General features: G+C 71.1%; 23 protein-coding genes and 3 pseudogenes. 18 read left to right on the forward strand and 8 right to left on the reverse strand.

The features are described from left to right. Positions 1-61 precede the first annotated feature (61 nt). Positions 62-346, reverse strand: a complete 285-nt coding sequence (locus ACZ3H8_RS35590) for a hypothetical protein (RefSeq protein WP_398989279.1) — start codon at positions 344-346, stop codon at positions 62-64. A gap of 158 nt (positions 347-504) precedes the next feature. Continuing rightward, on the reverse strand, positions 505-1284 hold the full coding sequence (locus ACZ3H8_RS35595; RefSeq protein ID WP_398989281.1) for a hypothetical protein: 780 nt from the start codon (positions 1282-1284) through the stop codon (positions 505-507). Positions 1285-1806: 522 nt separating this feature from the next. Here ACZ3H8_RS35595 and ACZ3H8_RS35600 point away from each other — a divergent pair. Continuing rightward, positions 1807-2451, forward strand: a complete 645-nt coding sequence (locus ACZ3H8_RS35600) for a transglycosylase family protein (RefSeq protein ID WP_467408832.1) — start codon at positions 1807-1809, stop codon at positions 2449-2451. A 101-nt stretch (positions 2452-2552) separates the two neighbouring features. After that, positions 2553-3119 carry a transglycosylase family protein gene (locus tag ACZ3H8_RS35605; protein ID WP_467408833.1) on the forward strand — a complete coding sequence of 189 codons (567 nt, stop codon included), beginning with the start codon at positions 2553-2555 and terminating at the stop codon, positions 3117-3119. Here ACZ3H8_RS35605 and ACZ3H8_RS35610 read toward each other — a convergent pair. Genes ACZ3H8_RS35610 through ACZ3H8_RS35620 form a run of 3 tightly spaced genes read right to left on the reverse strand, consistent with a single transcriptional unit; the run spans position 3106 to position 6809 of the window. Beyond that, positions 3106-3768, reverse strand: coding sequence for an ATP-binding cassette domain-containing protein (locus tag ACZ3H8_RS35610; RefSeq protein WP_467408835.1), 663 nt, complete (start codon positions 3766-3768; stop codon positions 3106-3108). The genes ACZ3H8_RS35605 and ACZ3H8_RS35610 overlap by 14 nt on opposite strands. Next, positions 3765-6386: an ABC transporter permease subunit gene (locus tag ACZ3H8_RS35615; protein WP_467408837.1), complete on the reverse strand. Its 2622-nt coding sequence runs from the start codon at positions 6384-6386 to the stop codon at positions 3765-3767. The genes ACZ3H8_RS35610 and ACZ3H8_RS35615 overlap by 4 nt, the downstream gene beginning before the upstream one ends. 3 nt (positions 6387-6389) lie before the next feature. Then, positions 6390-6809: a hypothetical protein gene (locus ACZ3H8_RS35620; protein ID WP_467408839.1), complete on the reverse strand. Its 420-nt coding sequence runs from the start codon at positions 6807-6809 to the stop codon at positions 6390-6392. 120 nt (positions 6810-6929) lie between these two features. Here ACZ3H8_RS35620 and ACZ3H8_RS35625 point away from each other — a divergent pair, with 120 nt between their 5' ends. The 6 genes from ACZ3H8_RS35625 to ACZ3H8_RS35650 all read left to right on the forward strand — a co-directional run bounded on the left by ACZ3H8_RS35625 (position 6930) and on the right by ACZ3H8_RS35650 (position 12460). Beyond that, positions 6930-7463 (forward strand): MTB12 C-terminal domain-containing protein, encoded by a 534-nt coding sequence (locus ACZ3H8_RS35625; RefSeq protein WP_467408841.1) that lies wholly within the window; start codon positions 6930-6932, stop codon positions 7461-7463. Next, a complete protein-coding gene (locus ACZ3H8_RS35630) occupies positions 7441-8724 on the forward strand; it encodes an ABC transporter substrate-binding protein (RefSeq protein WP_467408843.1) in 1284 nt (427 codons plus the stop codon). The genes ACZ3H8_RS35625 and ACZ3H8_RS35630 overlap by 23 nt, the downstream gene beginning before the upstream one ends. A gap of 54 nt (positions 8725-8778) precedes the next feature. Then, complete coding sequence (locus tag ACZ3H8_RS35635) at positions 8779-10065, forward strand: glycosyltransferase family 4 protein (protein WP_467408846.1); 1287 nt, start codon at positions 8779-8781, stop codon at positions 10063-10065. After that, positions 10062-10853: a hypothetical protein gene (locus tag ACZ3H8_RS35640; RefSeq protein WP_467408849.1), complete on the forward strand. Its 792-nt coding sequence runs from the start codon at positions 10062-10064 to the stop codon at positions 10851-10853. The genes ACZ3H8_RS35635 and ACZ3H8_RS35640 overlap by 4 nt, the downstream gene beginning before the upstream one ends. Positions 10854-10906: 53 nt before the next feature. Continuing rightward, positions 10907-11866, forward strand: a complete 960-nt coding sequence (locus ACZ3H8_RS35645) for a helix-turn-helix transcriptional regulator (protein WP_467408852.1) — start codon at positions 10907-10909, stop codon at positions 11864-11866. 378 nt (positions 11867-12244) lie between these two features. Then, the gene (locus tag ACZ3H8_RS35650; RefSeq protein ID WP_467408854.1) at positions 12245-12460 is read left to right on the forward strand and encodes an I78 family peptidase inhibitor; all 216 of its coding nucleotides are present in this window, start codon (positions 12245-12247) and stop codon (positions 12458-12460) included. Between the two features lie 97 nt (positions 12461-12557). On the opposite strand, the gene ACZ3H8_RS35655 is transcribed toward ACZ3H8_RS35650, so the two are convergent. Next, the gene (locus ACZ3H8_RS35655) at positions 12558-13541 is read right to left on the reverse strand and encodes a phosphatase PAP2 family protein (RefSeq protein WP_467408856.1); all 984 of its coding nucleotides are present in this window, start codon (positions 13539-13541) and stop codon (positions 12558-12560) included. A gap of 434 nt (positions 13542-13975) precedes the next feature. Between ACZ3H8_RS35655 and ACZ3H8_RS35660 the strand changes: the two genes are divergently transcribed. Together ACZ3H8_RS35660 and ACZ3H8_RS35665 are read left to right on the forward strand one after the other, a co-directional pair. Beyond that, positions 13976-15616 carry an MFS transporter gene (locus ACZ3H8_RS35660; RefSeq protein WP_467408858.1) on the forward strand — a complete coding sequence of 547 codons (1641 nt, stop codon included), beginning with the start codon at positions 13976-13978 and terminating at the stop codon, positions 15614-15616. Positions 15617-15696: 80 nt separating this feature from the next. Beyond that, positions 15697-16887, forward strand: a complete 1191-nt coding sequence (locus tag ACZ3H8_RS35665) for an acyl-CoA dehydrogenase family protein (RefSeq protein WP_467408860.1) — start codon at positions 15697-15699, stop codon at positions 16885-16887. Positions 16888-16914: 27 nt separating this feature from the next. Here the strand turns inward: ACZ3H8_RS35665 and ACZ3H8_RS35670 are convergent, their stop codons facing one another. Further along, on the reverse strand, positions 16915-17352 hold the full coding sequence (locus tag ACZ3H8_RS35670; protein WP_467408862.1) for a cell division protein SepF: 438 nt from the start codon (positions 17350-17352) through the stop codon (positions 16915-16917). Between the two features lie 279 nt (positions 17353-17631). Here ACZ3H8_RS35670 and ACZ3H8_RS35675 point away from each other — a divergent pair, with 279 nt between their 5' ends. Continuing rightward, positions 17632-18828, forward strand: a complete 1197-nt coding sequence (locus ACZ3H8_RS35675; RefSeq protein WP_467408882.1) for a DUF5685 family protein — start codon at positions 17632-17634, stop codon at positions 18826-18828. 12 nt (positions 18829-18840) lie between these two features. Here the strand turns inward: ACZ3H8_RS35675 and ACZ3H8_RS35680 are convergent, their stop codons facing one another. Then, positions 18841-19752 carry an ABC transporter substrate-binding protein gene (locus ACZ3H8_RS35680; protein WP_467408884.1) on the reverse strand — a complete coding sequence of 304 codons (912 nt, stop codon included), beginning with the start codon at positions 19750-19752 and terminating at the stop codon, positions 18841-18843. A 22-nt stretch (positions 19753-19774) separates the two neighbouring features. Here ACZ3H8_RS35680 and ACZ3H8_RS35685 point away from each other — a divergent pair. From ACZ3H8_RS35685 to ACZ3H8_RS35715, 7 genes and pseudogenes are all read left to right on the forward strand, one after another. Continuing rightward, positions 19775-20230 (forward strand): annotated as a pseudogene (locus ACZ3H8_RS35685) (amino acid ABC transporter permease); the annotation flags it as partial. Between the two features lie 5 nt (positions 20231-20235). Next, on the forward strand, positions 20236-20988 hold the full coding sequence (locus ACZ3H8_RS35690; protein ID WP_467408887.1) for an amino acid ABC transporter ATP-binding protein: 753 nt from the start codon (positions 20236-20238) through the stop codon (positions 20986-20988). Between the two features lie 12 nt (positions 20989-21000). Next, a pseudogene (locus tag ACZ3H8_RS35695) lies at positions 21001-21968 on the forward strand (ABC transporter substrate-binding protein). Positions 21969-21993: 25 nt separating this feature from the next. Beyond that, positions 21994-23061 carry an LLM class flavin-dependent oxidoreductase gene (locus tag ACZ3H8_RS35700; protein WP_467408864.1) on the forward strand — a complete coding sequence of 356 codons (1068 nt, stop codon included), beginning with the start codon at positions 21994-21996 and terminating at the stop codon, positions 23059-23061. Further along, complete coding sequence (locus ACZ3H8_RS35705) at positions 23058-24359, forward strand: NtaA/DmoA family FMN-dependent monooxygenase (RefSeq protein ID WP_467408865.1); 1302 nt, start codon at positions 23058-23060, stop codon at positions 24357-24359. Before ACZ3H8_RS35700 ends, ACZ3H8_RS35705 begins: the two co-directional genes overlap by 4 nt. Positions 24360-24364: 5 nt before the next feature. Continuing rightward, on the forward strand, positions 24365-25177 hold the full coding sequence (locus ACZ3H8_RS35710) for a DUF1684 domain-containing protein (RefSeq protein WP_467408868.1): 813 nt from the start codon (positions 24365-24367) through the stop codon (positions 25175-25177). Between the two features lie 244 nt (positions 25178-25421). Continuing rightward, positions 25422-25601, forward strand: a pseudogene (locus ACZ3H8_RS35715) (serine protease); the annotation flags it as partial.

Below are 25601 nucleotides of genomic sequence, written 5' to 3' on the forward strand. Positions count from 1 at the left end.
GTGGCAATGGCGCTGCCCCGGACCGGTGAACGGTCCGGGGCAGCGCCATGTCGTCCCGGGGTCACAGACCCCGGCGGGGACCCGGCGGCAGCGCCGCCGGGACATGGTTCCCGTTGTGCGGCCGGCTCAGCGGGTACGGCTGCCAGCCCGCCCCCGGGTGGCTCGTATGGCCCGATGACCCGCTGCGGCTGCTGTGCAGCCCGGTGCCGAAGGCCCTGAAGTCGAGATCCTCCTCGCCGCTCCGGTCGCCCGGCAGCGCCCTGAACGCCCTGCGGTACTCGGAGTACAGCGTGTCGTAGATGGGCGTGGGCGAGTGGCCGACCGTCGCGTCACGCGCGGGGCGCATGGCGGGGATCTGACTCTGGTACGGCTGGCGGGAGGGGTCGTATGAGTACACGTACCTGCAACGACCCCCGCCGCCGGACGGATGCGGGCGCGGAGCTGCATTCTTCCGAGGGACGTACGAAACGTGCGCCCGGGGTACGTTTCCGCACCCTGGCGTCGTCACGTACCGGCGAGCGGCATCGCCGCGGCCACCAGGCGCCCGCCCGCCGCGGCCTTCTCCAGCGCCTCGCGCAGCAGGTCCTCGCGCGGCTGCTGGCCGATCGAGCCGACCGGGGCGGCGAAGACGAGCACCGTGTGCGACTTGTTGGCGGCCGCGCGCCAGCCGTCGGTGACCTGGAGCGGCTGATGGGCCTGCCACCAGGCGACCGGGCTGCCGCCGCCGGTGCCGGGCTGGAGCACGGCGTGCAGCTGTCCCATGGCGACCAGGACGGACCAGCCGGGGAGCCGGCCGGGCCTCCGGTTCATGTCGGAGACCGGCTGGAAGCCCTGCTCGATGAGGAGCGGGAGGAAGTCGTCGCCGCCGAAGCCGGCGGTGCCGGGGCGGGCGATGGGCGCGGTCGGCTCGACGACCAGGGCGGGGTGCAGATCGCCGTCGATCAGTACGAGACCGCTGGTGATGCCGAGGACGGCCTGCTGAGGACCGCCGCCGGGGATCTGTGACTCGTCGCCGGTGATGGACCGAACGGCGCCCTGCAGCTGGTCCTCGGCGACCTGGACGACCTGCGAGGGAATGCAGGTGGCGTGGGCGAAGGCGAGAACGGCGGTCTCCTCGCCGACGAACAGCACGGTGCTGGTGCGTTCCTGCTCGGAGTCGCCCGGGGTACGGCAGGAAGTGCAGTCGTAGCTGCCCGGGGCGTTCTCGCCGGCGAGCAGCCGGTCGGCTTCTTCGTCGCCGATCTCGGCGCGTACGTCCTCGCTGACGTCGAGCATGCGCGGCACGGGTGGCTCCTCGGGACTTGTTGCGTGCGCCGGGTGGTTCCCGGCTCGTAAAGGTTCAACGGGTGATCTGTGGCCGGAGTCACGCGTGAAATGGAACGGAATCACACCATCCGACGCAGGCAGTGAAACCGCGGGCGGAATCGGTTACTCCATGTCAACGGCTGTTGATTACACGGAACTTGGTCCGGTGAAGCGGGTCACAGACCCCTTCGCCACCAGGTCGACAAATCATGAAATCAGCGAATCAAGTGGGTGGCCGGATTTCGCCGATACTGCGAGTAACGGGCAACTGGCCTGGAATGACAGCGGATTGGTTGATGCCGCGGCGTTGAGCTGCCTAGATTCCTCCGCCGTGTGCAGAGAGCACCGCCCGGGACAGCCCACCGGCCGTACAGCCAGTACGGCGCAGCAGCAGCACAGAACGACTGACCTCAGGTGGGCGAGGCGGAGCTGACGCACGGCGCCGGATGCGCCGAAGTCGGCACCGCCCAGGGGGACCCCGGGTCCTTCGAGAGGGATTTGATGTTCACGAGTTCCCGTTCCATACGCAGGCGTGACACGGCGGCGCTGGTGAGCGCCGCACTGGTGGCGCCGCTGGCTCTGCTCGCCGCGACGACGGGCGAGGCCCGGGCGGCGGACGAAGGGGTATGGGACCGCATCGCAGCGTGCGAGAGCGGCGGAAACTGGCACATCAACACCGGCAACGGCTACTACGGCGGGCTGCAGTTCTCCGCCGGGACCTGGCGCGCCTACGGCGGCGGGGCGTACGCGTCCACCGCGGACCGGGCGAGCAAGGGGCAGCAGATCGCTGTCGCCGCGAAGGTCCAGCGGGCGCAGGGGTGGGGCGCATGGCCCACCTGCGCGGCGCGGGCCGGGGCGTACGGCAAGGCGCCGGCGGGACAGAAGGCCGACGCTCCCAAGTCCACGGCCCACAAGGCCAGAACGAAGGGCACGTCCGCGGCTGAGGCAAAGGCGCCGAAGCGAGCAGCTGCCCACACCGAACGCGGCAGCGCCCGGGGCGGCGACTACACCGTCCGGCGCGGCGACACCCTGAGCGGGATCGCGTCGGCGCACGGCACCTACTGGCGCGATCTGTACGCCGCCAACAAGGCCGTCATCGGCGGTGATCCGAACCTCATCGTGCCCGGGCAGCGGCTCGCGCTCTGAGGTGCCCTTCGGCAGCCCCGCCCGGGTCCGACCGGGTGGGGCTGCCTGCCGCCCGCGCGCGGCACCGGCTCTCGTGGGGCCGCGCTGCCTAGCGTGACCCGATGTCGAAGATCCGCTTCTGGCCGACAGCGACGGCTGCCGCGCTGCTGCTGGCACTGGTGCCCCTGAGCGGCTCGTACGCCGCGCCCCCGCTTCCGCCGCCGCCCGCACCCGGAAGCCCCGGCATCGGCGTCGGCTCCGGACCGGCCGCCTGTGTCGCCAGGGGATGGCCGTGGAGCTGTCTCGCCACGTGCGAGAGCAGCGGTCGGTGGAACGCCAACACCGGCAACGGCTTCTACGGCGGACTGCAGTTCTGGCAGCCCACCTGGGAGGAGCACGGCGGCCTCGTCTACGCGCCGCGCGCCGACCTCGCCACCCGCGAGCAGCAGATCAAGGTCGCGGAGGAGGTGCTGCGTACGCAGGGATGGGAAGCGTGGCCCGTCTGCGCCAAGAAGTACGGCCTCAGCGGCCGTGTCCACACGGTCCAGCCCGGCGACACGCTCTCCGCGATCGCCGGGCGCTTCGGCGCCAAGGGCGGCTGGCAGGCGCTGTACGCGGCGAACAAGGCCACGATCGGCAGCTCTCCGCACTTGCTCCAGGTGGGCATGATGCTGGTCATTCCGGGCTGAGCTCGGCAGGCTCTCCGCTGAATACGATGGAGCCGCGGCGCAGTTCATGGACGAGGACCGGGGGCGTCCGGACGCCGCTCAGGCCGGATGGCAGGCGCTGTTCCGCGATGACGACGGCGGCGTCGAGGGCGCGCAGGAGTTCGTACGTACGGGCCGCGACGGGCGGTGCCATGCCCTGGGCGGGCTCGTCGACGAGGACGACACGAGCAGGTGAGAGCAGGGCGCGGGAGACCGCGAGCATGCGCTGCTCGCCGCCGGAGAGGGTGCCCGCGCGTCGCCCGAGGAGCGGACGGAGTGCCGGATAGCCGTCGATGGCCTGGGTGAAGTCCCCGTCCACCGAGGCCAGTTCGAGATTCTCGGCGACGGTGAGGGTGCCGTACACCGCGCGCAGATCCGGTACGAAGCACAGGCCCCGGCGGGCCCGTTCGTCGGCGCGCAGACCGGTCACGTCGCTGCCGTGCCACACCACCCGGCCGGCGGCGAGCGGCACGGTCCCGGCGAGGGCGCGCAGCGCGGTGGTGCGGCCGGAGCCGTTGCGCCCGATCAGTACCGTGAGGGCGCCGGCGGGTACGGGAAGGTGGACGCCGTGCAGGGCTTCCAGGGGGCCGTACCGTACGCGGGCGGCGCGCAGCTCGATCTCGACGGTCATCGCACGATCCGCCCCGCCGCCATGACATGCACGGTGTGCGCGATGCGCGCGACGAGATCGAGATCGTGCTCGACGACGAGCACGGCCATCCCGTCCGCGGCGAGCGCGCCGAGGATCCGGGCGAGCCCCTCCGCCTCCACGGCGTCGAGTCCCGCGGCGGGCTCGTCGAGCAGCAGCGTGTGCGGCCCCCCGGCGAGCGCCCGCCCCAACTCGGTACGCCGCAACGCCCCGGTGGACAGCCCGGCGGCGGCCCGGTGCCGGACGGGCCCGTCGAGCCCGAGCAGCCGGAGCACGGGCCCGACGGCCTCGGGGTCGCGTCGGCGTCCTTGCTCGGCGCCGATGCGTACGTTCTCCTCGACGGTCAACGACGGGAACACGGCGAGCTGCTGGAACGTCCTGGCAATTCCGAGCCGCGTGCGCGCGTGGGCGGCGCGCCGGGTGATGTCGACGCCATCGAGCTCGACCCGCCCGGAATCGGGCCGGAGGGTCCCGCACAGACAGTGAAAGAGGGTGCTTTTCCCGGCCCCATTGGCCCCGATGAGGGCGGTGACCTGCCCGGAGGGGAGGACGAGATCGACCCCGTCGAGGGCGGTGTAGTCGCCGTAGGCGAGCCGGACGTGTCGAGCGACGAGGGTATGGGCGCGGGGAGTTGGCTGCCGCTGGGGAGCGGTCGGCGGGCTCCCGGAGGGGTGGCGGCGGTGCGCGGGTGTGCCCGGGGCGGGGGTGGGCCCGGTCGGGCCGGGGCCGTCTTCGCCAGGCCCGGGTGGACGCCTCCTGGCAGCCGGGGTCTTGGCCCGGCCGCTCGGCCCTGCCGCGGTGCCCCTTCCCGTCTCGGTCAGGCCCAGGCGGCGCAGGGTCCGGCTCGGGGCGTCCGGGAAGCGGCCGATCAGGATGGCCAGGATGCCGATGACCGCCGCCGCGACGCCGCCGCGGGCTCCCGCGTCGAGGCCCACCAGCAGGGCCGCCGCGACAAGCGGGCCCACCAGGTTGTCCGCGCCCAGGACTACCACCGCGGCGAACCAGAGCAGGCCGCGTACCGGGTCGTACGCCGAGGGGTCGAAGGCGCGCAGGCCCATGCCGAGCAGGCCGCCGCCCAGCGCCGCGAGGGCCGCGCCGATGACGAAGGCCAGGAGTTTGAGCGCGGGGACCGGGACGCCGGCCGCCGACGCGCCCGGTTCGTGGTCGCGCATGGCCGCGAGCGCGCGGCCCGTACGGCCCCGGCGCAGCGCCCCTACCGCGAGCAGCGCACCGGCCAGGACGGCCAGTTCGACCAGGTAGAAAGCGCGGTCGGACGACAGGCCGGCCGGGCGGGACAGTGACAGCCCCGCCGTCGCGTACGGCTGCGCGAAGACGAAGCGGCTCACGCCCACCCCCACCGCAAGCGTCGCCAGCGCCAGCGCAAGCCCGTGGCGGCCGATTGCCGGCCAGCCGGTGAACAGGCCCAGTGGCGCGACCAGCAGCACCGCGACGACCAGCGCGAGGAGTTCGGGCATCGCCGGGAGCCACGGGAAGCGCCCGGCCGCAAGCAGCGCCGTGAAGAGCGCGCCCAGGCCCGCGTACGCCGCCTGGCCCAGCGAGATCTGGCCGCCCCGGCCCGTCACCACCACCAGCGACAGCAGGATCACCGCCAGCGCCGGCACCTGGATCGAGGTATGCAGGTCCGAGCCCGCGAAGCCGAGCGGGAGCAGGAACAGGATCGCGGCCACCAGCCACACCACGCCCGGCACCCGTACCGCGGGCGCGGCGGGGCGCGCGAGCGTGTCCCGCGCCCCCACCCCCGGCAGCACCAGCGCCGCGATCAGCAGCGCCACCACGAAGAGGTTCGCGCCCACCGCCTGGATCAACGGCTCGCCCCACCCCGAGGGGTGCAGCCGCGTCAACTGCGCCTGGGACACGCCGATCGCCAGCGCCGCGACCACCGCTACCGGCAGGCTCCGCATCCGGGCGATCACCGCGACCGCGATCACCTCGACGACCAACAGCGGCAGCCCGTAGGGATCGAGACGTACGTACGGAACGAGCAGCACACCCGTAACACCGGCCGTGAACGAGCCGAACGCCCAGCCCACAGCCGACACCCTGTCCGCGTCGATCCCGCCCAGCGCCGCGAGCGCACGGTTGTCGACGACGGCGCGCAGCTCGCGGCCGAAGCGGGTCCACCGGGTGACCGACGTGACCAGCGCGGCCAGCAGCAGTACGGCCGACAGCTGCACCCACGGGTCGTCCGGCAGCAGCACCGGCGCGTCCGCCCGCGCACCGCCGCCCCACACCAGCGCCGCGCCCCCCACGAGCAGGACGAACACCCCGATCGACGCGACCAGCGCGCGCCCGGGGTCCATGTCCAGCACCGCGATCGGCCGGAAGACCAGACGGTCCAGGACGAGCCCGATCCCGGGGGCGACGACCAGCAGCGTCACCGCCGCGGCGAGCGGCAGCGGCCAGCCCCACTCCACCGCGAACTGCCGCAGCACATACGCGCAGACCATCGCGATCGCACCGTGCGCAAGATTCAGCACGCCCGTCGCCCGGTAGGTGACGATCAGTCCGACCCCGCTGAGCGCGGCCGCGCTGCCGACCGCGAGCCCCGCGAGGGTGAGGTCGTACGTCAGCGAACTCACCCGTCAGACCCGGGGCTCGCAGACGGGACACGGGCCGAGCTCCCGGTCGCCGACCGGCTCGGCCTCCGGTTTGCCCGCCACCAGAGGGCAGTCGGGGCGGTGCGCCAGCGTTCCGCCGGGCACGCACAGCGGGGGTCCGTCCGAGGACGGCGCATCCCAGGCCGGTACGTCCCTGAAGGGCGAGGCTCCCTCCGGCCCGGCCTCGGCCTCTCCCCGCACCCCCGCGGCCCGGCAAGCCGCCGCGACCAGCACCGCCCCCGCCACCAGCAGCGCCGCACCCGGCATCGTGCAGGAGGCCAGATAGGGGATCTGCCGTTCGGCGAACCGCTCGCCGGACACGCCGTACCAGCCGATCACACACAGCACCGCGCCACCGGTCGCGGCTGCGAGCCCGCCCCACCACAGCAGTCGGGAAGTCGGCATCCGGGGGCCCTCCCGCCGCTCTGGCACCGGTCTGGTCATGGCACTGGTGATGCACGCCGATTCCTTGCACTATGCCCTGAACGGACAGACGCTGGAAGCCGACAACCGGTGGTGAGCCAGATGGTCCATGTCAGGCCCAAGACAACCGCGGCATGGGCGGCCGCCGCGATCCTGGCCTTCGTACCCGCCGCCGCAGGATGCTCGGACGACAGCGGCGGCGGCTCGAAGTCCTCACCCACCCCGTCGGTGACGGCCCCGGCGACGCCGTCGCCCAGCGCCCCGGCCGCGGACGGCCCCGCCGACCCCGCCGCCGCGAAGGCCGAGATCGAGAAGAACTGGACGACGTTCTTCGACCCCAAGGCGGCCACGGATGCCAAGGTCAAGGTGCTGGAGAACGGCGAAGCGCTGCGGCCGCTGCTCGCCGCATTCAGCGGCGACAAGAACGCCGCGCAGTCCTCGGCCAGGGTCACAGACGTGCAGTTCACCTCCGCCACCGAAGCCACCGTCACCTATGACCTGCTGGTCGGCGGCGCCCCCGCCCTGCCCGGCACCAAGGGCACCTCGGTCTACCAGGACCAGACCTGGAAGGTCTCCGTGAAGACGCTCTGCGCCCTGGTCGAGCTCAGCGGCAATGCCGCCGCGCCGGGCTGCTGAAGCCCTGCTGCTCGCGGCGCTCCTGACCGGGGGCGCCGCCTGCGGCAGCCGGCTGCCCGAGAGTGACTTCGACAGCCCACCGTCACCCACCCGAAGCAACGCCGCCGAGCCGATCCGCGTCGGCATCATCAGCAGCGCCACCAGCCCGGTCGGCGGCGCCGCCTTCAGCGGTCCCGGCGACGGCGCGAAGGCCTACTTCGACGCGCTCAACGCCAAGGGCGGACTCGCCGGCCGCCGTATCGAGGTCGTCACCTGCGACGACGGCGGCAGCGGCGTCGGCAACAACGAATGCGTGCACAAGCTCCTCGACGAGCGGAAAGTCTTCGCCCTGGTCGCCACCACCGCACTGGAGTACGCGGGCGCGCCCCTCGTCGCCAAGGCCGGCGTCCCCGACATCGGCGGCCAGCCGATCGGCCCCGCGTACGACACGTATCCGCATCTGTACGGGATCTACGGCAGCCTCGCCCCCCGCACCGGCGGCAAGCCCGGCTGGAACGGCACCCTCTACGGCGGTACCGAGGTCTACCGCTACTTCGCCCGCGAACATGGCGCCCGAACCGCCGCCGTCGTCTCCTACAACCAGGCCGCATCCGCCGCGTACGCCCGGCTGATCACCCGGGGCCTGAAGGCCGAGGGCTATCGCGTCGTGGGCGAACAGGTCGACTTCGCCCTGCCGAACTTCCGTGCCGTCGCCGCCGATCTCCGGCAGCAGGGCGCCGACTTGGTCTTCGACGCGATGGACACGCACGGCAACGCCCGGCTGTGCGAGGCGATGGACGCCGTCGGCGTACGCGTCACCGCCAAGGTCACCAATGTGCAGAACTGGGCCTCGTCCGTACCGAAGGACTTCAAGAACGCGCCGAGCTGCCGCAACGCCCTGTGGGTGACCGGATCGAGCCGCAACCACGACGACGTCACCCATCCGGCCGTACGTGAATTCCGCGAGGCGATGAAGGGCCGCGAGCTCTCCCAGTGGCAACTGGAGGGCTGGGCGGCGGCCATGTGGTTCACCGACGCCGCCCGGTCCTGCGCGGCGGATCTCACGCGCGCGTGCGTCGAGCGGTTCGTCAACCGCCCCGAGCCGTACACCGCCCGTGGCCTGCTGTTGCCCGTCCGCTACGAGAAACTGGCCGAGCCACCGAAGACCCGCCGCACCTGTCTGTCCGTCGCCCGCTGGCAGGACGACAAGGGCTGGGTGACGCAGGGCGGTGAGATGACCGAGAACTGCTTCACCGTGCCCCAACTCCCTTATCAGCCGTAACAGACAGGTACAGTCCACTGCGGCACACATGAAGACTGGGGGACGCTGCGGCGTATGCACATCTCTTTTCTGCTCCACAACGTGTACGGCATCGGCGGGACGATCCGGACGACGTTCAACCTGGCCCAGACCCTGGCCGAGCGGCACGACGTCGAGATCGTCTCCGTCTTCCGCCACCGTGACGAACCCACCATGGGCGCGCCGGCCGGCGTCACCATGAAGCACCTCGTCGATCTGCGCAAGAGCAGCCCCGGCTACGACGGCGACCATCCGGACTACAAGCGCCCCGCCAAGGTCTTCCCGCGCGGCGACGGCCGTCACAAGCAGTACAGCCGCCTCACCGACGCCCGGATCGCCGCCCATCTGGGATCCGTTGAGGCCGATGTCGTGGTGGGCACCCGCCCCGGGCTCAATGTGCACATCGCCCGCCAGACCCGCCGCGGCCCGGTCCGCGTCGGCCAGGAACACCTCACGCTGGACAGCCACGGCTACCGGCTGCGCCGCGAGATCGGGCACCGCTACCCTCTCCTCGACGCGATCACCACCGTCACAGAGGCGGACGCCCGGTCCTACCGTTCCAAGCTGAAACTGCCCGGCGTACGGATCGAGTCCGTGCCCAACAGCGTGCCCGCGCCGACGCTCCGGCCCGCCGACGCCTCCAGCAAATGGATCGTCGCGGCCGGCCGGCTGACCAGGGTCAAGCGGTACGACCTGCTGGTCAAGGCCTTCTCCAAGGTGGTCGCCGCGCGTCCCGACTGGCGGCTGCGGATCTACGGCAGCGGAGACGCGACCGGCAACGAGAGGAACGCGCTGCGCACCCTCATCGAGGAACGCGGGCTGCACAACCATGTCTTACTGATGGGCCCCGCCAACCCGCTCGAACCTGAGTGGGTCAAGGGCTCGATCGCCGCCGTCACCTCCAGCCTGGAGTCGTTCGGCATGACCATCGTCGAGGCGATGCGCTGCGGCCTGCCGGTCGTCTCCACCGACTGCCCGCACGGGCCCCGCGAGATCATCGAGGACGGCGTCGACGGCCGTCTGGTGCCGGTCGGCGACGTGGACGCGATCGCCGACGCGCTGCTCGGGCTGATCGAGGACGACGAGTTGCGCCGGCGCACCGGGCAGGCGGCGCTCGCCGCCTCGGCCCGCTTCGACCCGGCGCGGATCGCCGAGCGCCATGAAGCCCTGTTCACCGAGCTGGTCGCGCGCGGCGAGGGCCGCTCGCGCAGTGCGCTGCGGGACGCCGCGCACCACGCCCGGGGCACGCTGTACGACGGGGCCTACGCCCTGCGCTATCTGGGCGCCGACGTGATCCTCCGGAAAGGGAAGAAGTCCTCATGACCACGTCCACCGAGCGGCGGGTGCCGCGGGCCGACTGCATCGCCGACTCCGCGGGGGGCATCACCTTCGACATCGCGGGGGCCGGTGCGCCGGACGCCGTGCTGGTGCTGAAGCTGCGCGGTGGCGCGGGCCCACAGGACGAGACACGACTGCCGCTGACTCCCACGGGGGAGGGCAGCTCGCGCGCCGTACTGCCCAGCACGGTCGAGCTGGCCGAGGGCCGCTGGGACGCGTACGTCGGTGACGAGGCCGTCGAGCCCGGCATCCGGGACCTGCGCACGCTGGTCGACCGCGCGCCCGACACCGACCGGATCGCCGCGCGCGTGCCCTACCCGACGGAGGACGGCCGGCTGGCGGTGCGCTGCTGGGTGCGGGCGCCGCACGCCGAGGCCGGGGAGATCGGCCTCGCGCCGGAGCGTGGCGCGATGACGGTGGAGGGAGTGCTGTACGGGGCCGTACTGGGCGAAGGGGCCGTCGCCGAGGCTCGGCTGCGCGGCTCCGACAAGGCGCATCGGGTGCCGGTGACGGGCGGCGACGGCGGAGCCTTCGGCTTCACCCTGCCCTACGGCCCGCTGGCGGAGCAGCACCTCGGCAAGCAGGAGTTGTGGGACATGTGGCTGCGGCCCACGGCGGACGCCGCCTGGATGCGGATCGCCCGCATCCTCGACGACGTCTGGGACCGGAGGAACATCTTCGTGTACCCGAGGCTGCCGTCCGGCAACTGGCTGGCCGCCCCCTGTTACACGAGCGACAACGAACTCTGCGTACGCCTCACCGAAGCGCCCTGACGCGCGCCATTTGAGGACAGCTGCTGTCCGCAATCGCTGGCAGACTCGACACCATGTTGGAGACCTCGGCAAGACTGCTGCGCCTGCTCTCGCTGCTCCAGGCCCACCGCGAATGGTCCGGCGCAGATCTGGCCTACCGCCTCGGCGTCACGCCGCGTACGGTCCGGCGCGACGTCGACCGGCTGCGCGAGCTCGGCTACCCCGTCAACGCAAGCCCCGGAACGGGCGGCGGCTATCAGCTCGGCGCCGGGGCCGAGTTGCCGCCGCTGCTGCTCGACGACGAGGAGGCGGTGGCCGTCGCGGTGGGCCTGCGCACCGCCGCGGGCCATGGCGTCGAGGGCATCGGCGAGACCTCCGTACGCGCCCTGGCCAAGCTGGAGCAGGTGCTGCCGAACCGGCTGCGCCGCCGGGTCGGCGCGCTCAACGCCTTCACCGTGCCGATGCTGCGGGGCCGGCAGAGCTCCACCGTCGACGCGAGCGTGCTGACCGAACTGGCCAACGCGTGCCGGGACAGCGAGCGGCTGCGCTTCGAGTACCGCGACCACGGCGGCTCCGCCACCCGCCGCACCGTCGAGCCGCACCGTCTGGTGTGCACCGAGCGGCGCTGGTATCTCGTCGCCTGGGATCTGGACCGCGGCGACTGGCGTACGTTCCGTGCCGACCGGATCACCCCGAAGCCGCCGCACGGCCCGCGCTTCGCTGCTCGCACACCGCCGGCCGAGGACCTGGCCGCGTATGTCTCGAAGGGCGTCTCCACACACGCCTACGCCGCCCAGGCGGTCATCCGGCTGCACACCTCGGCCGAACTGGCCGCCGAGTTCGTCGGTCCGTCCGACGGCGCCATCGAGGCGGTCGACGAGAAGACGTGTCTGCTGCGCACCGGGGCCGCGAGCCTGGATGTGCTCGTGATCCATGTGATGCTCATGGGCGTGGACTTCGATGTGATCGAGCCGCAGGAGCTGACCGAGCACATCAGGACGGTCCGGGACCGGCTTTCCCGTGCCCTGGACTGATCGCCTCCCGCCCCGGCGGCCTCCGTACCCATCACTGTCCCTCGCTGTTCGCGGCTCGGACTTCGTCTCATTGCGCGCCAAGACTGTTCGGACGCGTGGGGGGATTCTGTAATGAACCGGTGAATTCTTCACCGTTCGTCAATTTGCCCTCCGGCGCCTGACGCGAACAATTCCGCAGGGGGAATTCAGCATGATCAGCAAGGCCGGTGGAATTACCGTGCGGGCGGCGTTGAAGTGCACGTTCGAGTGACTGTGTATGGGCTAAACGCGTGTCGTGATCCTGTGACAGAAGCGTGACCGGTGAGGTACGTGGGAGTGCTGAAGCATCCCTTCGGCCCCGGCTTCCGTCACCGTCCGCGGCCGCCTACGGTGGGTGTCATGGCACCCATACCGACCCCTCCCGCACAGCCCGACGACGCCCCCGACGCGTATGTCGGCCTCGCCGCCGACGGTGCCGAGCAGCTGGCCCGTGAGCGTGGCTGGAGCACCATCAGATCGCTGCCGCCGGGCGCCATCATCACGATGGAGTACCTGGAAGGCCGGCTCAACTTCGAGGTGGAGGGCGGCATCGTCATCCGCTGCTGGCCGGGCTGACAGGCCCCGCACGCGTACGGCGAAGGCCCCGACCGTCATGGTCGGGGCCTTCGCCGTACGTTCCGCCGGGTTTCCCGCGGAACCCACTGACACTGACTCAGCCGCCAGTCACCGGCCGCGAGGTCGGCGGACGGCGGCTGCCGGACGGGGTCATGGGCGTCCGCTCGGAGCGCACCGTGTGCGACCTCGGCTGGGTGAGCTGCGCCGTGGTCCTGCCGTTCGCAGCCGGCCGGCCACCGACGGCGGCCACCGGCTCGCGGGCCGGATCCTGCTCCTGTGAAGGCTCACGCTGCGGGAATATCCCGGGCCTTGGGCCACCCGCCGCGACCGGCAGCGAGGGAGCGAGCCGGCGGCGCGCACGCAACTGCTCGCGCAGCGAGAGGATCCAGGCCTCCGCGCGGCCGATCAGCGGCTCGCACCAGGGCAGTGCGAGCAGGATCAGCAGCCCGGCCGCCCAGCCGAGCAGCACATCGCTCAGCCAGTGCGTACCGAGGTACACGGTGGTCAGGCCGACGCCCAGAGAGACCACTGCCGACAGGGCCGACAGATAGCGTCTGGCCAGCGGAGTGGTGGCCAGATACGCCAGGATTCCCCAGGTCACGACCGCGTTCGCGGTGTGCCCGGAGGGAAATATATCGCCGCCGGCGAAGAGCTCGGCGGAGCCGATCTGCGTCGCGTAGTGGGGACCGAGACGGCCCAGTCCGATCTTGACGGCGCCCACCGTCGCGTTGAGCAGCAGCAGCGAGGCGCCGAGCACCAGCAGGGGTCGCAGGGTGTGCTGACGCCAGGAGCGCCAGCCCAGCCAGGCCGCGACCATCACGGCTGTGGGTCCGCGCTGGCCGAGAACCACGAAGTAGTCGAGGAAGGCGTGCAGGTCCGGCCACTGCTGGTAGGGCCGGAACAGCATGACCTTCCAGTCGATGATCACCAGCCAGGTCGAGGCCAACACGGCCACGACGATGGCGAGATAGAAGGCCGACGTCCCGCCGAAGAGGGCGAGACGGGTGCGGCTCATCCGCGGGATCTCTATCTTCGGCGGTTCCGGCTCCCGGTCCAGGCGGGCAAAGATGTCGGTACGCACCCAATCGACGTTACAGCGAGTGAGTGTCCGCCCAGGTCGATCCCGCGGGTTCGTGATGACGATGTGATGTGGACTATGTCTCAGATCGAGTTTTACTCCGGGCCAATTCGGAAATTCCGATGACCTTGCGTTCTATTGCCCGCGAGCCCGTCATCATGGGGTTCTATCCGGGGCGCAAATAAAAGTTCACCACTTCCCCGTACGGAATTTCCCCCTCGTTGGCGGACGTCCAGGATCGGCTCCGGTTCCGGGCGTGGCGTGGCGTACGCCACACGCGCATGCCCGACCGGGTGAGAGATGGACCACGCGCCACACGCCGGATCTCGCGTACGCTGGCGGCTCACTCGCCCGTCGATGCCGGACCGCCCTGTGGGACAGCAGCACTGTCCCCGGCTGGCCCGCCGAGCGCGAGGGACTCATTGGGAGGTACGTACATGTCCGGGACGATCACGACCGGCGCACGGCTGCGTGCCGCCGGCGGCGGTGCGAACCGCTGGGTCGTCCTCGTCGTCCTCTGTATCAGTCTGCTGCTCGTCGCGCTCGACGCGACCGTGCTGCACGTCGCCGTCCCCGCCGTCACGGAGGACCTCCGCCCCAGCGGAGTCGAGCTGCTGTGGATCGTGGACGCGTACCCCCTCATCTGCGCCGCGCTGCTGATCCTCTTCGGCACGCTGGGCGACCGGGTCGGCCGCCGCCGTGTGCTGCTGATCGGTTACGGCATCTTTGGCGTCGCCTCCTTGGCCGCCGCGTTCGCCCCCACCCCGGAGGTGCTGATCGGGGCGCGCGCCCTGCTCGGCGTCGGCGGCGCGATGATCATGCCCGCGACGCTCTCGATCCTCCGCGCGGTCTTCCCCGACAGGCGGGAGCGGGCGACGGCGATCGGCATATGGACCGCGGTCGCCGCGGTCGGCGCCGCCACCGGACCGGTCCTCGGCGGTTTTCTCGTCGAACACTTCTGGTGGGGCTCGGTCTTCCTGATCAACATCCCGCTGATGGCGCTGATCCTGCCCGTCGGCCGCTGGCTGCTGCCCGAGTCCAGGGGCGGCGCCGACGGGCCCTGGGACGTACTGGGCGCGCTGATGGCCGCGGCCGGTGTGCTCGGCGCGGTCCTCGGCATCAAGCGGCTGGGCGCCGGCGACACTGTCCTCGACATCAGGACGGCGGGGCCGCTGCTGCTGGGCGGTGTGCTGCTCGCCCTGTTCGTGCGGCGGCAGAAGCGCCGCGAGCATCCGCTGATCGATATGCGGATGTTCGCCAGGGCCGCCTTCTCCACCTCCGTCGGCTGCATCATTCTCGCCATGCTGGCGCTGGTCGGCCTGGAGCTGATCGCCGTCCAGTACCTCCAGCTCGTCCTCGGGCTGAGCCCGCTGGAGACCGGCCTGCGGCTGCTGCCGCTGACCTTCGCCGCGATGGCCGCCGGCGCCACCGGCTCGCACACCCTGCACCGCGTCGGCCCGCGCCGGATGGTCGGCTGGGGCTTCGTGCTCACCGCCGCGGCCGTGCTGTTGCTGACCCTGATGGGACAGCACGACCGGCCCTGGCTGCTCACCACCGGCTTCGTGCTGCTCGGCTTCGGACTGCAGACCACGCTGTTCGCCGCGTACGAGTCGATGCTCAGCGAGGCACCGCCGGACCAGGCGGGCGGGGCTGCCGCGATCGGTGAGACCTCCTACCAACTGGGCGCGGGGATGGGCATCGCGCTGCTCGGCAGCGTCATGAACGCGGCGTACTCGCCCGCGCTCGCCTCGCTCACCGGCGTCCCGGGATCGGCGGGCTCGGCCGCCTCCCATTCGCTGGGCGAGGCCTACCAGGTGGCGGACCGGCTCGGCGGCCCCGCGGGCGCGATGGTGCGCAGCACGGCGCGCCACTCCTTCGTCAACGGCCTCCATATAACGCTCCTGGTCAGCGCGGGACTGCTGCTGCTCGGCGCGCTCGCTGCGCTGCGGCTGCCCAAGGTCATGGAGTGCGCGACTGTCACCGCCGAGAAGTGCCCGAAGCCGAGGCGCCCGGAAGTCTCGCTCCCGGCGAGCCGCGAGCCCGCCGAGGCGGCCGGGTCTGGACGCGCGGCACACTGAGCCGTAACGTCAGCCGGAGCAGTAACTAACACTGCTAGTTTTCTGTGTCCGCTGTGTGAGCGCCGCCGGAGGCCACGCCCATGTCCGCACCCTCGAAGCTGCCGCCCTTCGACCCCAGCGACCCCCTCGGCATCGACGATCTGCTCGCCCCCGAGGACCTCGCGATCCGCGACACCGTCCGCAGCTGGGCCGCCGACCGCGTGCTGCCGCACATCGCCGACTGGTACGAGCGCGGGGAGCTCCCCGGCATCCGCGAGCTGGCCCGCGAACTCGGCTCGATCGGCGCGCTCGGCATGTCCCTGAAGGGATACGGCTGCGCGGGCGCCACCGCCGTCCAGTACGGCCTCGCCTGCCTGGAGCTCGAAGCCGCCGACTCCGGCATCCGCTCGCTCGTCTCCGTCCAGGGCTCACTCGCCATGTACGCGATCCACCGCTTCGGCTCCGAGGAGCAGAAGCAGCGGTGGCTGCCCGGCATGGCGGCCGGCGAGATCATCGGCTGCTTCGGCCTCACCGAGCCCGACCACGGCTCCGACCCGGCGGGCATGCGGACGTTCGCCAAGCGGGACGGCTCGGACTGGGTGCTCACCGGCCGCAAGATGTGGATCACCAATGGCTCGGTGGCCGGGGTCGCCGTGGTGTGGGCGCAGACCGACGAGGGAATCCGCGGCTTCGCCGTGCCGACAGATGTCCCCGGTTTCTCCGCCCCCGAGATCAAGCACAAGTGGTCGCTGCGCGCCAGCGTCACCAGCGAGCTGGTCCTGGACGAGGTACGGCTGCCCGCCGACGCCGTACTGCCGGGCGTCACCGGTCTGAAAGGTCCGCTGAGCTGCCTCACGCACGCCCGCTACGGAATCGTGTGGGGCTCGATGGGGGCGGCGCGGTCCAGCTTCGAGTCCGCCGTGGAGTACGCGAAGACGCGCGAGCAGTTCGGCAGGCCGATCGGCGGTTTCCAGCTCACCCAGGCCAAGCTCGCCGACATGGCGGTGGAACTGCACAAGGGGATCCTGCTCGCCCACCATCTGGGCCGCCGCATGGACGCGGGGAAGCTCCGCCCCGAGCAGGTCAGCTTCGGGAAGCTCAACAATGTGCGGGAGGCGATCGAGATCTGCCGGACCTCGCGCACCATCCTCGGCGCGAACGGGATTTCGCTGGAGTACCCCGTGATGCGCCATGCGACCAACCTCGAGTCGGTGCTCACCTATGAGGGCACCGTCGAGATGCACCAGCTGGTGCTGGGCAAGGCGCTCACCGGCCTGGACGCCTTCCGGTGACCCGGCGGCGGTCGGCGAGCGCCCTGCTCAGCTCTGGTTGAAGAAGCCGTCCTGCGGAGAACGGCTCGCGGCTTCCCCGCTGACGACCTGCGTGTCGGCGGGGCTCAGCAGGAAGACCCGGGTGGCGACGCGCTCGATCGAGCCGCGCAGCCCGAAGGTCAGCCCTGCGGCGAAGTCCACGACGCGCTTGGCGTCGGAGGGCTCCATGGACGTGAGGTTCACGATGACCGGGACGCCGTCCCGGAACAGCTCACCGATGCCGCGGGCGTCCCGGAAGCTGTCCGGGGAGACCGTGGCGATCCGGCGGCCCTGTTCCTGGGCGGACTCGGAGGCCACGCGCACCCGCGGGTCGGTGACCCACGCGTCACCCGTCTCAGCACCCTCGGCGTACTCGTCGTCGTAGTAACGCTCGTCACTGTCCTCGACGAGTCCCAGCCAGGCGCTTGCCTTGCGCACAGATCCCATGGACGCCTCCTTCCGCTCATTGCGGTCTTTTCTCGTTCCGCATCCCTATGGTCGTCCATGATGCGGATCGCGCGCCAAGTAGATAGTCGCCGCGCAGGGGATTCGTGACGGTACTGGTGCAGAAGATGTGGCGATTCGTCAATATTCTTCCTGTGTACGGGGGGTTGCGGGCCCAAAATATGAAAGTCGTGCCACGCGGGTGACGGTGGGCGCGTCCGGGTGAACGGATCGCTCGATACGATGCGTGCCGCACTGTGGAACGACTCTCGGGGGACCGTCGTGTTCGGAATCGTCAGGCCATGCACTCATCGCCTCGCCGATGGGCTCAAGACCGAGTGGATGGCCCATCTGTGCGGACTCTGTCTGGCACTTCGCGCCGACCACGGTCAGCTCGCCCGGGTCGTGACCAACTACGACGGCCTGATCGTCTCGGTTCTGACGGAGGCTCAGACCGAGCGCACCACCGCCTCCCGGCGCACCGCGGGCCCCTGTCCGCTGCGCGCCATGCGCACCGCACCCGTCGCCCGGGGCGAAGGAGCGCGTCTGGCGGCCGCCGTCTCCCTGGTGCTGGCGTCGGCGAAGATACGGGACCACGTCGCGGACCGGGACGGGGTGTTGGCCCGCAGGCCGGTGGCGGCCCCCGCCCTCCGGGTCGCCGCGGGCTGGGACCGGGCCGGGGCGCGCACCGGCGCGGAGCTCGGCTTCGACACCGCGGTGCTGCTCGACGCCATCGAGAGGCAGAGCGGGATCGAGGCGCTGGCCGGGCCAGGCACCCCGCTGCTGACCGTCACCGAGCCGACCGAGACGGCGACGGCGGCCGCCTTCGCGCACACCGCCGTACTGGCCGGACGGCCGGAGAACATCGCGCCGCTGGCCGAGGCCGGCAAGCTCTTCGGACGGCTCGCGCATCTGCTGGATGCCGTCGAGGACAGGGAAGCTGACGCAGCGTCGGGTGCCTGGAACCCTCTCGCCGCCACCGGCACCTCGCCGGCCGAGGCGCGACGGCTCGCCGACGACGCGGTGCACGGGGTGCGGCTCGCGCTGCGCGACGCCCGCTTCGCCGACGACAAGCTGGTGCATGTGCTGCTGGCGCACGAGCTGCAGAACTCGGTGAACCGGGCGTTCGGGACGACGACCTGCGCGCACCAGGGGTACGGAGGCCCGCCCCAGGGCCCGTACCAGGGACAGCGCGGACCGTACGGCCAGGGACCGTACGGCTCCGACAATCCCTACGGCGGGGGCGGCCCCAGCGGTCCTGGTGGGCCCGGCGGTATGCCTCCCGGCTTCCACCAGGAACCCCAGAAGCCGGGCAGGCGGGGCTTCTGGGCCGGCTGCGCCGCCTTCGTCGGGCTGTGCTGCACCTGCAAGCTGTGCTGCGCCGAAGAGTACGAAGGTCCCTGGTCCCGCAAGAAGCGCGAGGGCTGCTGCCACAAGTGCGACTGCGACTGCTGTGACTGCTGCAGCTGTGACTGCTGACCTGGCGTCGGATCACTTGATCTCGGGCGGCGAGATCTGCGACGTCTCGATCGCCGACTCGGTCGTGCCCCACTTCTTCAGGATCCGGTCGTACGTCCCGTCCGTCTTGAGCTTGTTCACCGCCGCCTGGAAGGCCGGTGCAAGCGGGGTGCCCTTCTTGAAGGCGAAGCCGACGTCGAGCCGCTTGAACTCATTGAGGAACTTCGTGCCCTCCAGCTGGGTCACGGCGTAGCGCAGACCGTTGATGGTGCTCATCACCACATCGCTGCGGCCCTGCCGGAGGGAGATCCAGAACGCGCCGGCCTCGGCGTACGTCTGGACCTTGTACGGCTTCTTGCCCGCCTCGGCACAGACGCCCTTGTTCTTCTCCAGGGACGCCTCGAAGGTGGTTCCGGCCCCCGTCGCGACATTGAGTCCGCACAGATCGGTGAAGGCCGAGATCTTCGTCAGCTTGCTGCTCTTGAGCGCGGCGAAGCCCTGGCCGTCATTGATGTAGGTGACGAAGTCGATGGTCTTGCGGCGCTCGTCGGTCACGCCGAAGTTGCCGGTGCCCAGGTCGTACTTGCCGCTGCCCAGTGCCGGCAGGATCGCCTCGAAGCTCGCCACCTCGCGCTTGAGCCTGAGCCCCAGCACCCTGGCGGCGGCCTCTGCGAAGTCGATGTCCTGGCCGACGGCCGTCTTGCCGTCCTCCAGGAAGGTCGCACCGGGCGGACTGCCGCCGACGGCGCCGGCGATGGTGAGGGTGCCCCTGCCGCGTACGTCCGCGGGCAGCAGCTTCGCGATCGCCTCGTCCTTCGCGACCGAGGACACCACATCGGTGGTGGGGAGCTTGCCGGGCTTCGCACCCGGCTTGGCGCCGACGCCGGCGGTCGCCGGGTCGCCGGCGCCGCAGGCGGTCAGCGTCAGCGCGGCGGCTGTGATCAGCGCGAAGGCGACGGCGTGGCGTGTCCCCTTCGGACCCGGCTTCTACTCCTTCGACACGATGGGGCTGGTCGGCGCGCTCGGCGCGGCCGTCCTCGGACTCGCGCTGCACCAGGCGGCGTACGCGGCGGAGATCGTGCGCGGCGGTGTACTGGCCGTGGACAGCGGCCAGTTGGAGGCCGCGGCCGCCCTCGGCATCCCCAAGCTGCGCCAGCTGCGGCGGATCGTGCTGCCGCAGGCGATGCGCTCGATCCTGCCCAACGCCGCCAACGAGATCATCTCCCTCTTCAAGGGCACGTCGATCGTCTCCGTCATGGCGATCGGCGAGCTCTTCTACCAGGTCCAGGTGGTCTACGGACGCAACGGCAGGGTCGTCCCGCTGCTGATGGTCGCCACGGTCTGGTACATCCTCCTGACCGCCGCGCTCTCCGTCCTCCAGCACTACGTCGAACGTCACTACGCCAAGGGGGCCGTGCGATGAGCGCCATGGTCGAAGTCAGGTCGGTCCACAAGAGCTTCGGGACGCTGGAGGTGCTGCGCGGCATCGACCTCGAGGTCCGCGCCGGAGAGGTGACGGTCGTCCTCGGCCCCTCCGGCTCCGGGAAGTCGACCCTGCTGCGCACCATCAACCATCTGGAAAAGGTGGACAGCGGCTGGATCAGCGTCGACGGCACTCTCGTCGGCTACCGCCGTTCCGGCGACAAGCTCTACGAGCTGCGCGAACGCGAAGTCCTCAGGCAGCGCACCCAGATCGGCTTCGTCTTCCAGAACTTCAATCTGTTCCCGCACCTGACCGTGGTGGAGAACATCATCGAGGCACCCGTCTCGGCGCTGAAGCGGCCCCGCAAGGACGCGGTCGGCGCCGCCGAGAAGCTGCTCGCCCGGGTGGGCCTGGCCGACAAGGCCGACGCCTACCCCCGACAGCTCTCCGGCGGGCAGCAGCAGCGCGTCGCCATCGCCCGCGCGCTCGCCCTCGAACCGAAACTGCTCCTCTTCGACGAGCCCACCTCCGCCCTCGACCCCGAGCTGGTCGGTGAAGTCCTCGACGTCATCAAGGACTTGGCGCAGCAGGGCACCACCATGATCGTCGTCACCCATGAGATCGGCTTCGCCCGCGAAGTCGCCGACACCGTCGTCTTCATGGACGACGGCCGCATCGTCGAGCAGGGCACACCTGCCGCCGTGCTCGAGCGCCCACAGCACGAACGCACACGCGCCTTCCTCTCCAAGGTCCTCTGAAGGAGTTCGGACATGATCACCCGACGCATCACCCTCGCCGGAACCGCCGTCCTCGTCCTCGGCCTGCTCACCGCCTGCGGCACGAGCGACGCCGCGAACGACCAGGTCAAGCCCGCGGGAGGGACCGGCGATGCCATCAATCTCGGCCCGAATCAGAACCGTATCCATGCGAAGAAGGCCGACGCGATCGCCGCGAAACTGCCGGAAGCCGTACGCAAGCGAGGCAGCCTCACCCTCGGTGTCTCCACCGGCAGCGCCCCACCGCTCAACTTCTACGCCACCGACGACAAGACCCTCATCGGCGTGGAATCGACATCGCCACGCTCGTCGCCGACACCCTCGGGCTGAAGCCCGACTTCCAGGCCGTCTCCTGGGAGAACCTCTTCGTCGGCCTGGACAGCGGAAAGTTCAACGGCGTCTTCTCCAATGTCACTGTCACCGAGGAGCGCAAGGAGAAGTACGACTTCGCCACGTACCGGCTCGACGAGCTCGCCTTCGAGGCGAAGAAGGGCGGCGACTGGCGGGTCAAGGGCCCGGGGGACGTGGCGGGCAAGACCATCGCCGTCGGCTCCGGCACCAACCAGGAGAAGATCCTCGTCGACTGGAGCAAGGAGAACGAGAAGGCCGGACGGGGGCCGGTGGACATCAAGTACTTCCAGAACACCGATTACTACCTGGCGCTCCAGTCCGGCCGCATCGACGCTTATCTCGGCCCCAACCCGACCGCCGCGTACCACGTGGCCTCGGCCGGACAGACCGAGATCATCGGGCACTTCTCGGGCGGCGGCGCGACCATCCAGGGCAAGATCGCCGCCACCACGAAGAAGGGCAGCGGCCTGGTCGAGGCCTACGCCGCCGCGATCGACCACATCGTCAAGGACGGCTCGTACGCCAAGGTGCTGAAGCGCTGGGGGCTCTCGAGCGCGGCGGTCCCGAAGGCGGAGATCAATCCGCCCGGCCTGCCCAAGCCCAAGAACTGACCAGCGCCAGAAAGGCACTTCTGCCATGTCCGCCACCCGGCCTCTTCATCTGGCCGTCGCCCTCGACGGCCCGGCGCACTACGACGCCGCGTACTACGTCGGCCTCGCCCGGCTCGCCGAGCGGGGCGCACTCGACTTCGTGACCCTGGGCGACTCCTTCGCCCGGCCAGGGCTGGACGCCCTCGCCGTGCTGTCGAGGGTCGCGCCCGTCACCGAACGGATCGGCCTGGTGCCGGCCGTGACCACCACCCACACCGAGCCCTTCCATGTGTCCACGGCCGTGGCCACCCTCGACTGGGTGAGCGGCGGCCGGGCAGGCTGGCAGGTCGACGTGTCGACCACCGAGGCCGAGGCCCGGCTCTTCGGCCGCCGCCCGGCAGCGCCCGCCGACGCGCTGTGGCGGGAGGCCGCCGATGTTGCCGACGTCGCCGTCCGGCTGTGGGACAGCTGGGAGGACGACGCCGAGATACGCGACATATCGACAGGGCGGTTCATCGACCGCGCCAAGCTGCACCACGTCGACTTCGAGGGCGGCACGTTCAGTGTGCGCGGCCCGTCGATCGTCCCCAGGCCGCCGCAGGGCCACCCCGTCACCGTCGTGGACGGCACGGGGGAGCCGGGCAGGGACGCCGCCGCCCGGCACGCCGATGTCGTTCTCGTACGGGCGGGCGCACCCGACCAGGCCGCCGCCCTCCGCGACGACATACGCCGGCGTGCCGAGGCACACGGGCGTGACCCGGACACGCTCCGGGTGCTGGTCTCGCTCGTCGTCGACCTCGGCGAGAGCGAGTCCGCGCCGGAGCCAGGATTCGACAGCGGCCCGCAGCTCGCCGGGGGCGGCTCGCACTACAGCGGCGGCCCGGTCGACCTCGCCGAGCTGATCGCCCGGTGGCACGGACAGGCGGCGGTGGACGGCTTCCATCTGGCGCCCATCGCACCCCACCGGGACCTGGAGCGGATCGTCAACGGCACAGTCGCGCTGCTCCAGCACCGCAGTCTGTTCCGCACCTTCTATCCGGGCGGCTCGCTCCGCGAGCACCTGGGCCTCTCCAGGCCCGCCAACCAGTACGCCCTCGCCGGGGGAACCACATGACCGCCATACGCAAACAGATGCACCTCGCCGCCCACTTCCCGGGCGTCAACAGCACCACCGTCTGGGCCGACCGCCGCTCGAAGAGCCAGATCGACTTCTCCTCCTTCGAGCATCTTGCCCGCACCGCCGAGCGCGGCCTGTTCGACTTCTTCTTCCTCGCCGAGGGGCTGCGGCTGCGTGAGCACAAAGGCGAGATCCACGACCTGGACGTGGTCGGCCGCCCCGAGTCGATCACCGTGCTAAACGCGCTCGCCGCCGTCACCGACCGGCTCGGCCTCGCCGCCACCGTCAACGCCACCTTCAACGAGCCGTACGAACTCGCCCGCCGGCTCGCCTCCTTGGACCATCTCAGCGGCGGCCGCGCCGCATGGAACGTCGTCACCTCCTCCGACGCCTTCACCGGGGAGAACTTCCGGCGCGGCGGTTTCCTCGACCGGGCCGACCGCTATACGCGGGCCGCCGAGTTCGTCTCCGTCGCCCGCAGACTCTGGGACTCCTGGACGCCGACCGGGACAGCCCGCCCCTTCGCCCACAGCGGCCAACACTTCGAAACAGAGGGCGAGTTCACGGTCCCGCGCGCGCCACAGGGCCACCCCGTCGTCATCCAGGCGGGCGACTCCGACGAGGGCAGGGAGTTCGCAGCGTCCGCCGCGGACGTGATCTTCACACGGCACGGGACGCTGGAGGCGGGCCGCGCCTTCTACGCCGACGTCAAGCAGCGCCTCGCCCGCCACGGCCGCCGCCCGGGCGACCTCAAGGTGATGCCCGGCGTCACCTTCGTCCTCGGCGGCAGCGACGCCGAGGCGCAGGAGCGGGCCGCGGAGATCCGCCGCCGACAGGTCTCCCCGCAGAACGCGATCCTCGCCCTGGAGCTGGTCTGGGGCCGCGACCTCTCCTCTTACGACCCCGACGGGCCGCTCCCCGACATCGATCCGGATCCCGGCTCCGAGCTCGTCCAGGGCCGGGTGAAGCACGGCGACCCCTTCGCCGTCGCCGCCAAGTGGCGTGCCCTGTCGGAGGCCAAGGGGCTGTCGATCCGGCAGACCGTCATCGAGACGACCAGCCGGCAGTCCTTCATCGGCACCGCGCGGAGCGTGGCCGCCGCGATGGACGAGTTCGTGTCGGCGGACGCGGCCGACGGCTTCATCCTCGTCCCTCATCCCACCCCCGGCGGCCTCGACGACTTCGTCGAGCAGGTCGTGCCGCTCCTCCAGGAGCGCGGGGCCTTCCGCACGGAGTACACCGGCACGACGCTGCGATCGCACCTCGGGCTCGCCGAGCCGGTGTGGAAAGGATGATCACCATGAGCACAGACGCCCACGCGGACGCGGATGCGGAAGCCGCGCAGGACTGGAAGGGCTGGCACGAGCACCGCACCGCGACAGTCTCGGCGCCGTACGGACCGCTGTCCCTCACCGGCACGCACTGGCTCTCGGACTACCCGGAAGGTCGAATTCCGGCCGTCCCGGGCCAGTGGCGCGATGACGGCGACGAAGTGGCGCTGACCGCTGCCGCCGAGGACGGTCTGACCGTCGACGGACAGCCGCTGACCGGCGACGTCCGGCTAACGGTGGACCACGGCTCGATCCCCGACGCCCGTGTCGCGCACGGCGGGCGGCACCCTGTCGTGCTGCGCCGCGAAGGCCTGTGGGCGGTACGGGACTTCGACCCGGACTCGCCGGCGCGCAAGGCCTTCCAGGGCATCGAGGCGACCGCGTACGACGCCCGCTGGACGCTGCCGGGGCGCTTTCGTCCGTACGAGGAACACCGCAGCGTACGGGTCAAGAACGCCGACGGACGCGAGCGCGGCCTCGGCCTCAGCGGTGAGATCGTCTTCGAGATCGACGGCCAGGAGCGCACCCTGCAGGTCGCCGTCGAGCCGGACGGCTCGCTGTGGGCGGTCTTCGCCGATGCCACCAGCGGAAACAGCAGTTACCGCTTCCGGTTTCTGCGGCCCTCCGCACCGGCCGCGGACGGCACGGTGACCGTCGACTTCAACCGTTCGCTGCTGCCGCCGTGCGCCTTCGCGGACCACTTCATCTGCCCCTTCCCGCCCCCTGGCAACACCCTGGAGGCCGGCGTCCCCGCGGGCGAACGGAACCTCCTGGGCGGCTGAGCCGTCCTACCGGCCGGACAAGTACGGCACAGCCCCGGCGGCCACCGAGCCGCCGGGGCGCTGTGCCGTGGGCTCGCGGAGCGGCCGAAAGGCGCCCTTGCGCGGCAAGTTGACGCCCCGAATACTCCCGAACAGCGCTTGTCAGGAGCACGGCTTGTCCGAAAATCGAACGTGCTTCATGGCTGCGCCTCACGGGCCCCGAACCCCACAACGGGCCCCCGATTCCCCTCTGGAGGAACGACAAGTGAGGATCAAGCGCACTACCCCACGCAGTGGCACGGCGAGACGTACGCGTCTGCTCGCCGTCACCACTGGCCTGATCGCCGCCGCCGCGCTGGCCGTCCCCGCCGCCAACGCCAACCAGGCCCAGACCTTCAGCGCCAACCAGCTCACCGCCGCGAGCGACGCCGTACTCGACGCGGAT

It is taken from the genome of Streptomyces sp. NPDC002868, from assembly GCF_055563295.1.

What these genes read in the sequence shown, in the direction of transcription:
- ACZ3H8_RS35590 (WP_398989279.1), bottom strand. Translation starts at nt 346, where the DNA reads ATGCGCCCCGCGCGTGACGCGACGGTCGGCCACTCGCCCACGCCCATC.
- ACZ3H8_RS35600 (WP_467408832.1), top strand. Translation starts at nt 1,807, where the DNA reads ATGTTCACGAGTTCCCGTTCCATACGCAGGCGTGACACGGCGGCGCTG.
- ACZ3H8_RS35605 (WP_467408833.1), top strand. Translation starts at nt 2,553, where the DNA reads ATGTCGAAGATCCGCTTCTGGCCGACAGCGACGGCTGCCGCGCTGCTG.
- ACZ3H8_RS35610 (WP_467408835.1), bottom strand. Translation starts at nt 3,768, where the DNA reads ATGACCGTCGAGATCGAGCTGCGCGCCGCCCGCGTACGGTACGGCCCC.
- ACZ3H8_RS35620 (WP_467408839.1), bottom strand. Translation starts at nt 6,809, where the DNA reads ATGCCGACTTCCCGACTGCTGTGGTGGGGCGGGCTCGCAGCCGCGACC.
- ACZ3H8_RS35625 (WP_467408841.1), top strand. Translation starts at nt 6,930, where the DNA reads ATGGTCCATGTCAGGCCCAAGACAACCGCGGCATGGGCGGCCGCCGCG.
- ACZ3H8_RS35630 (WP_467408843.1), top strand. Translation starts at nt 7,441, where the DNA reads ATGCCGCCGCGCCGGGCTGCTGAAGCCCTGCTGCTCGCGGCGCTCCTG.
- ACZ3H8_RS35635 (WP_467408846.1), top strand. Translation starts at nt 8,779, where the DNA reads ATGCACATCTCTTTTCTGCTCCACAACGTGTACGGCATCGGCGGGACG.
- ACZ3H8_RS35640 (WP_467408849.1), top strand. Translation starts at nt 10,062, where the DNA reads ATGACCACGTCCACCGAGCGGCGGGTGCCGCGGGCCGACTGCATCGCC.
- ACZ3H8_RS35645 (WP_467408852.1), top strand. Translation starts at nt 10,907, where the DNA reads ATGTTGGAGACCTCGGCAAGACTGCTGCGCCTGCTCTCGCTGCTCCAG.
- ACZ3H8_RS35650 (WP_467408854.1), top strand. Translation starts at nt 12,245, where the DNA reads ATGGCACCCATACCGACCCCTCCCGCACAGCCCGACGACGCCCCCGAC.
- ACZ3H8_RS35660 (WP_467408858.1), top strand. Translation starts at nt 13,976, where the DNA reads ATGTCCGGGACGATCACGACCGGCGCACGGCTGCGTGCCGCCGGCGGC.
- ACZ3H8_RS35665 (WP_467408860.1), top strand. Translation starts at nt 15,697, where the DNA reads ATGTCCGCACCCTCGAAGCTGCCGCCCTTCGACCCCAGCGACCCCCTC.
- ACZ3H8_RS35670 (WP_467408862.1), bottom strand. Translation starts at nt 17,352, where the DNA reads ATGGGATCTGTGCGCAAGGCAAGCGCCTGGCTGGGACTCGTCGAGGAC.
- ACZ3H8_RS35690 (WP_467408887.1), top strand. Translation starts at nt 20,236, where the DNA reads ATGGTCGAAGTCAGGTCGGTCCACAAGAGCTTCGGGACGCTGGAGGTG.
- ACZ3H8_RS35700 (WP_467408864.1), top strand. Translation starts at nt 21,994, where the DNA reads ATGTCCGCCACCCGGCCTCTTCATCTGGCCGTCGCCCTCGACGGCCCG.
- ACZ3H8_RS35705 (WP_467408865.1), top strand. Translation starts at nt 23,058, where the DNA reads ATGACCGCCATACGCAAACAGATGCACCTCGCCGCCCACTTCCCGGGC.
- ACZ3H8_RS35710 (WP_467408868.1), top strand. Translation starts at nt 24,365, where the DNA reads ATGAGCACAGACGCCCACGCGGACGCGGATGCGGAAGCCGCGCAGGAC.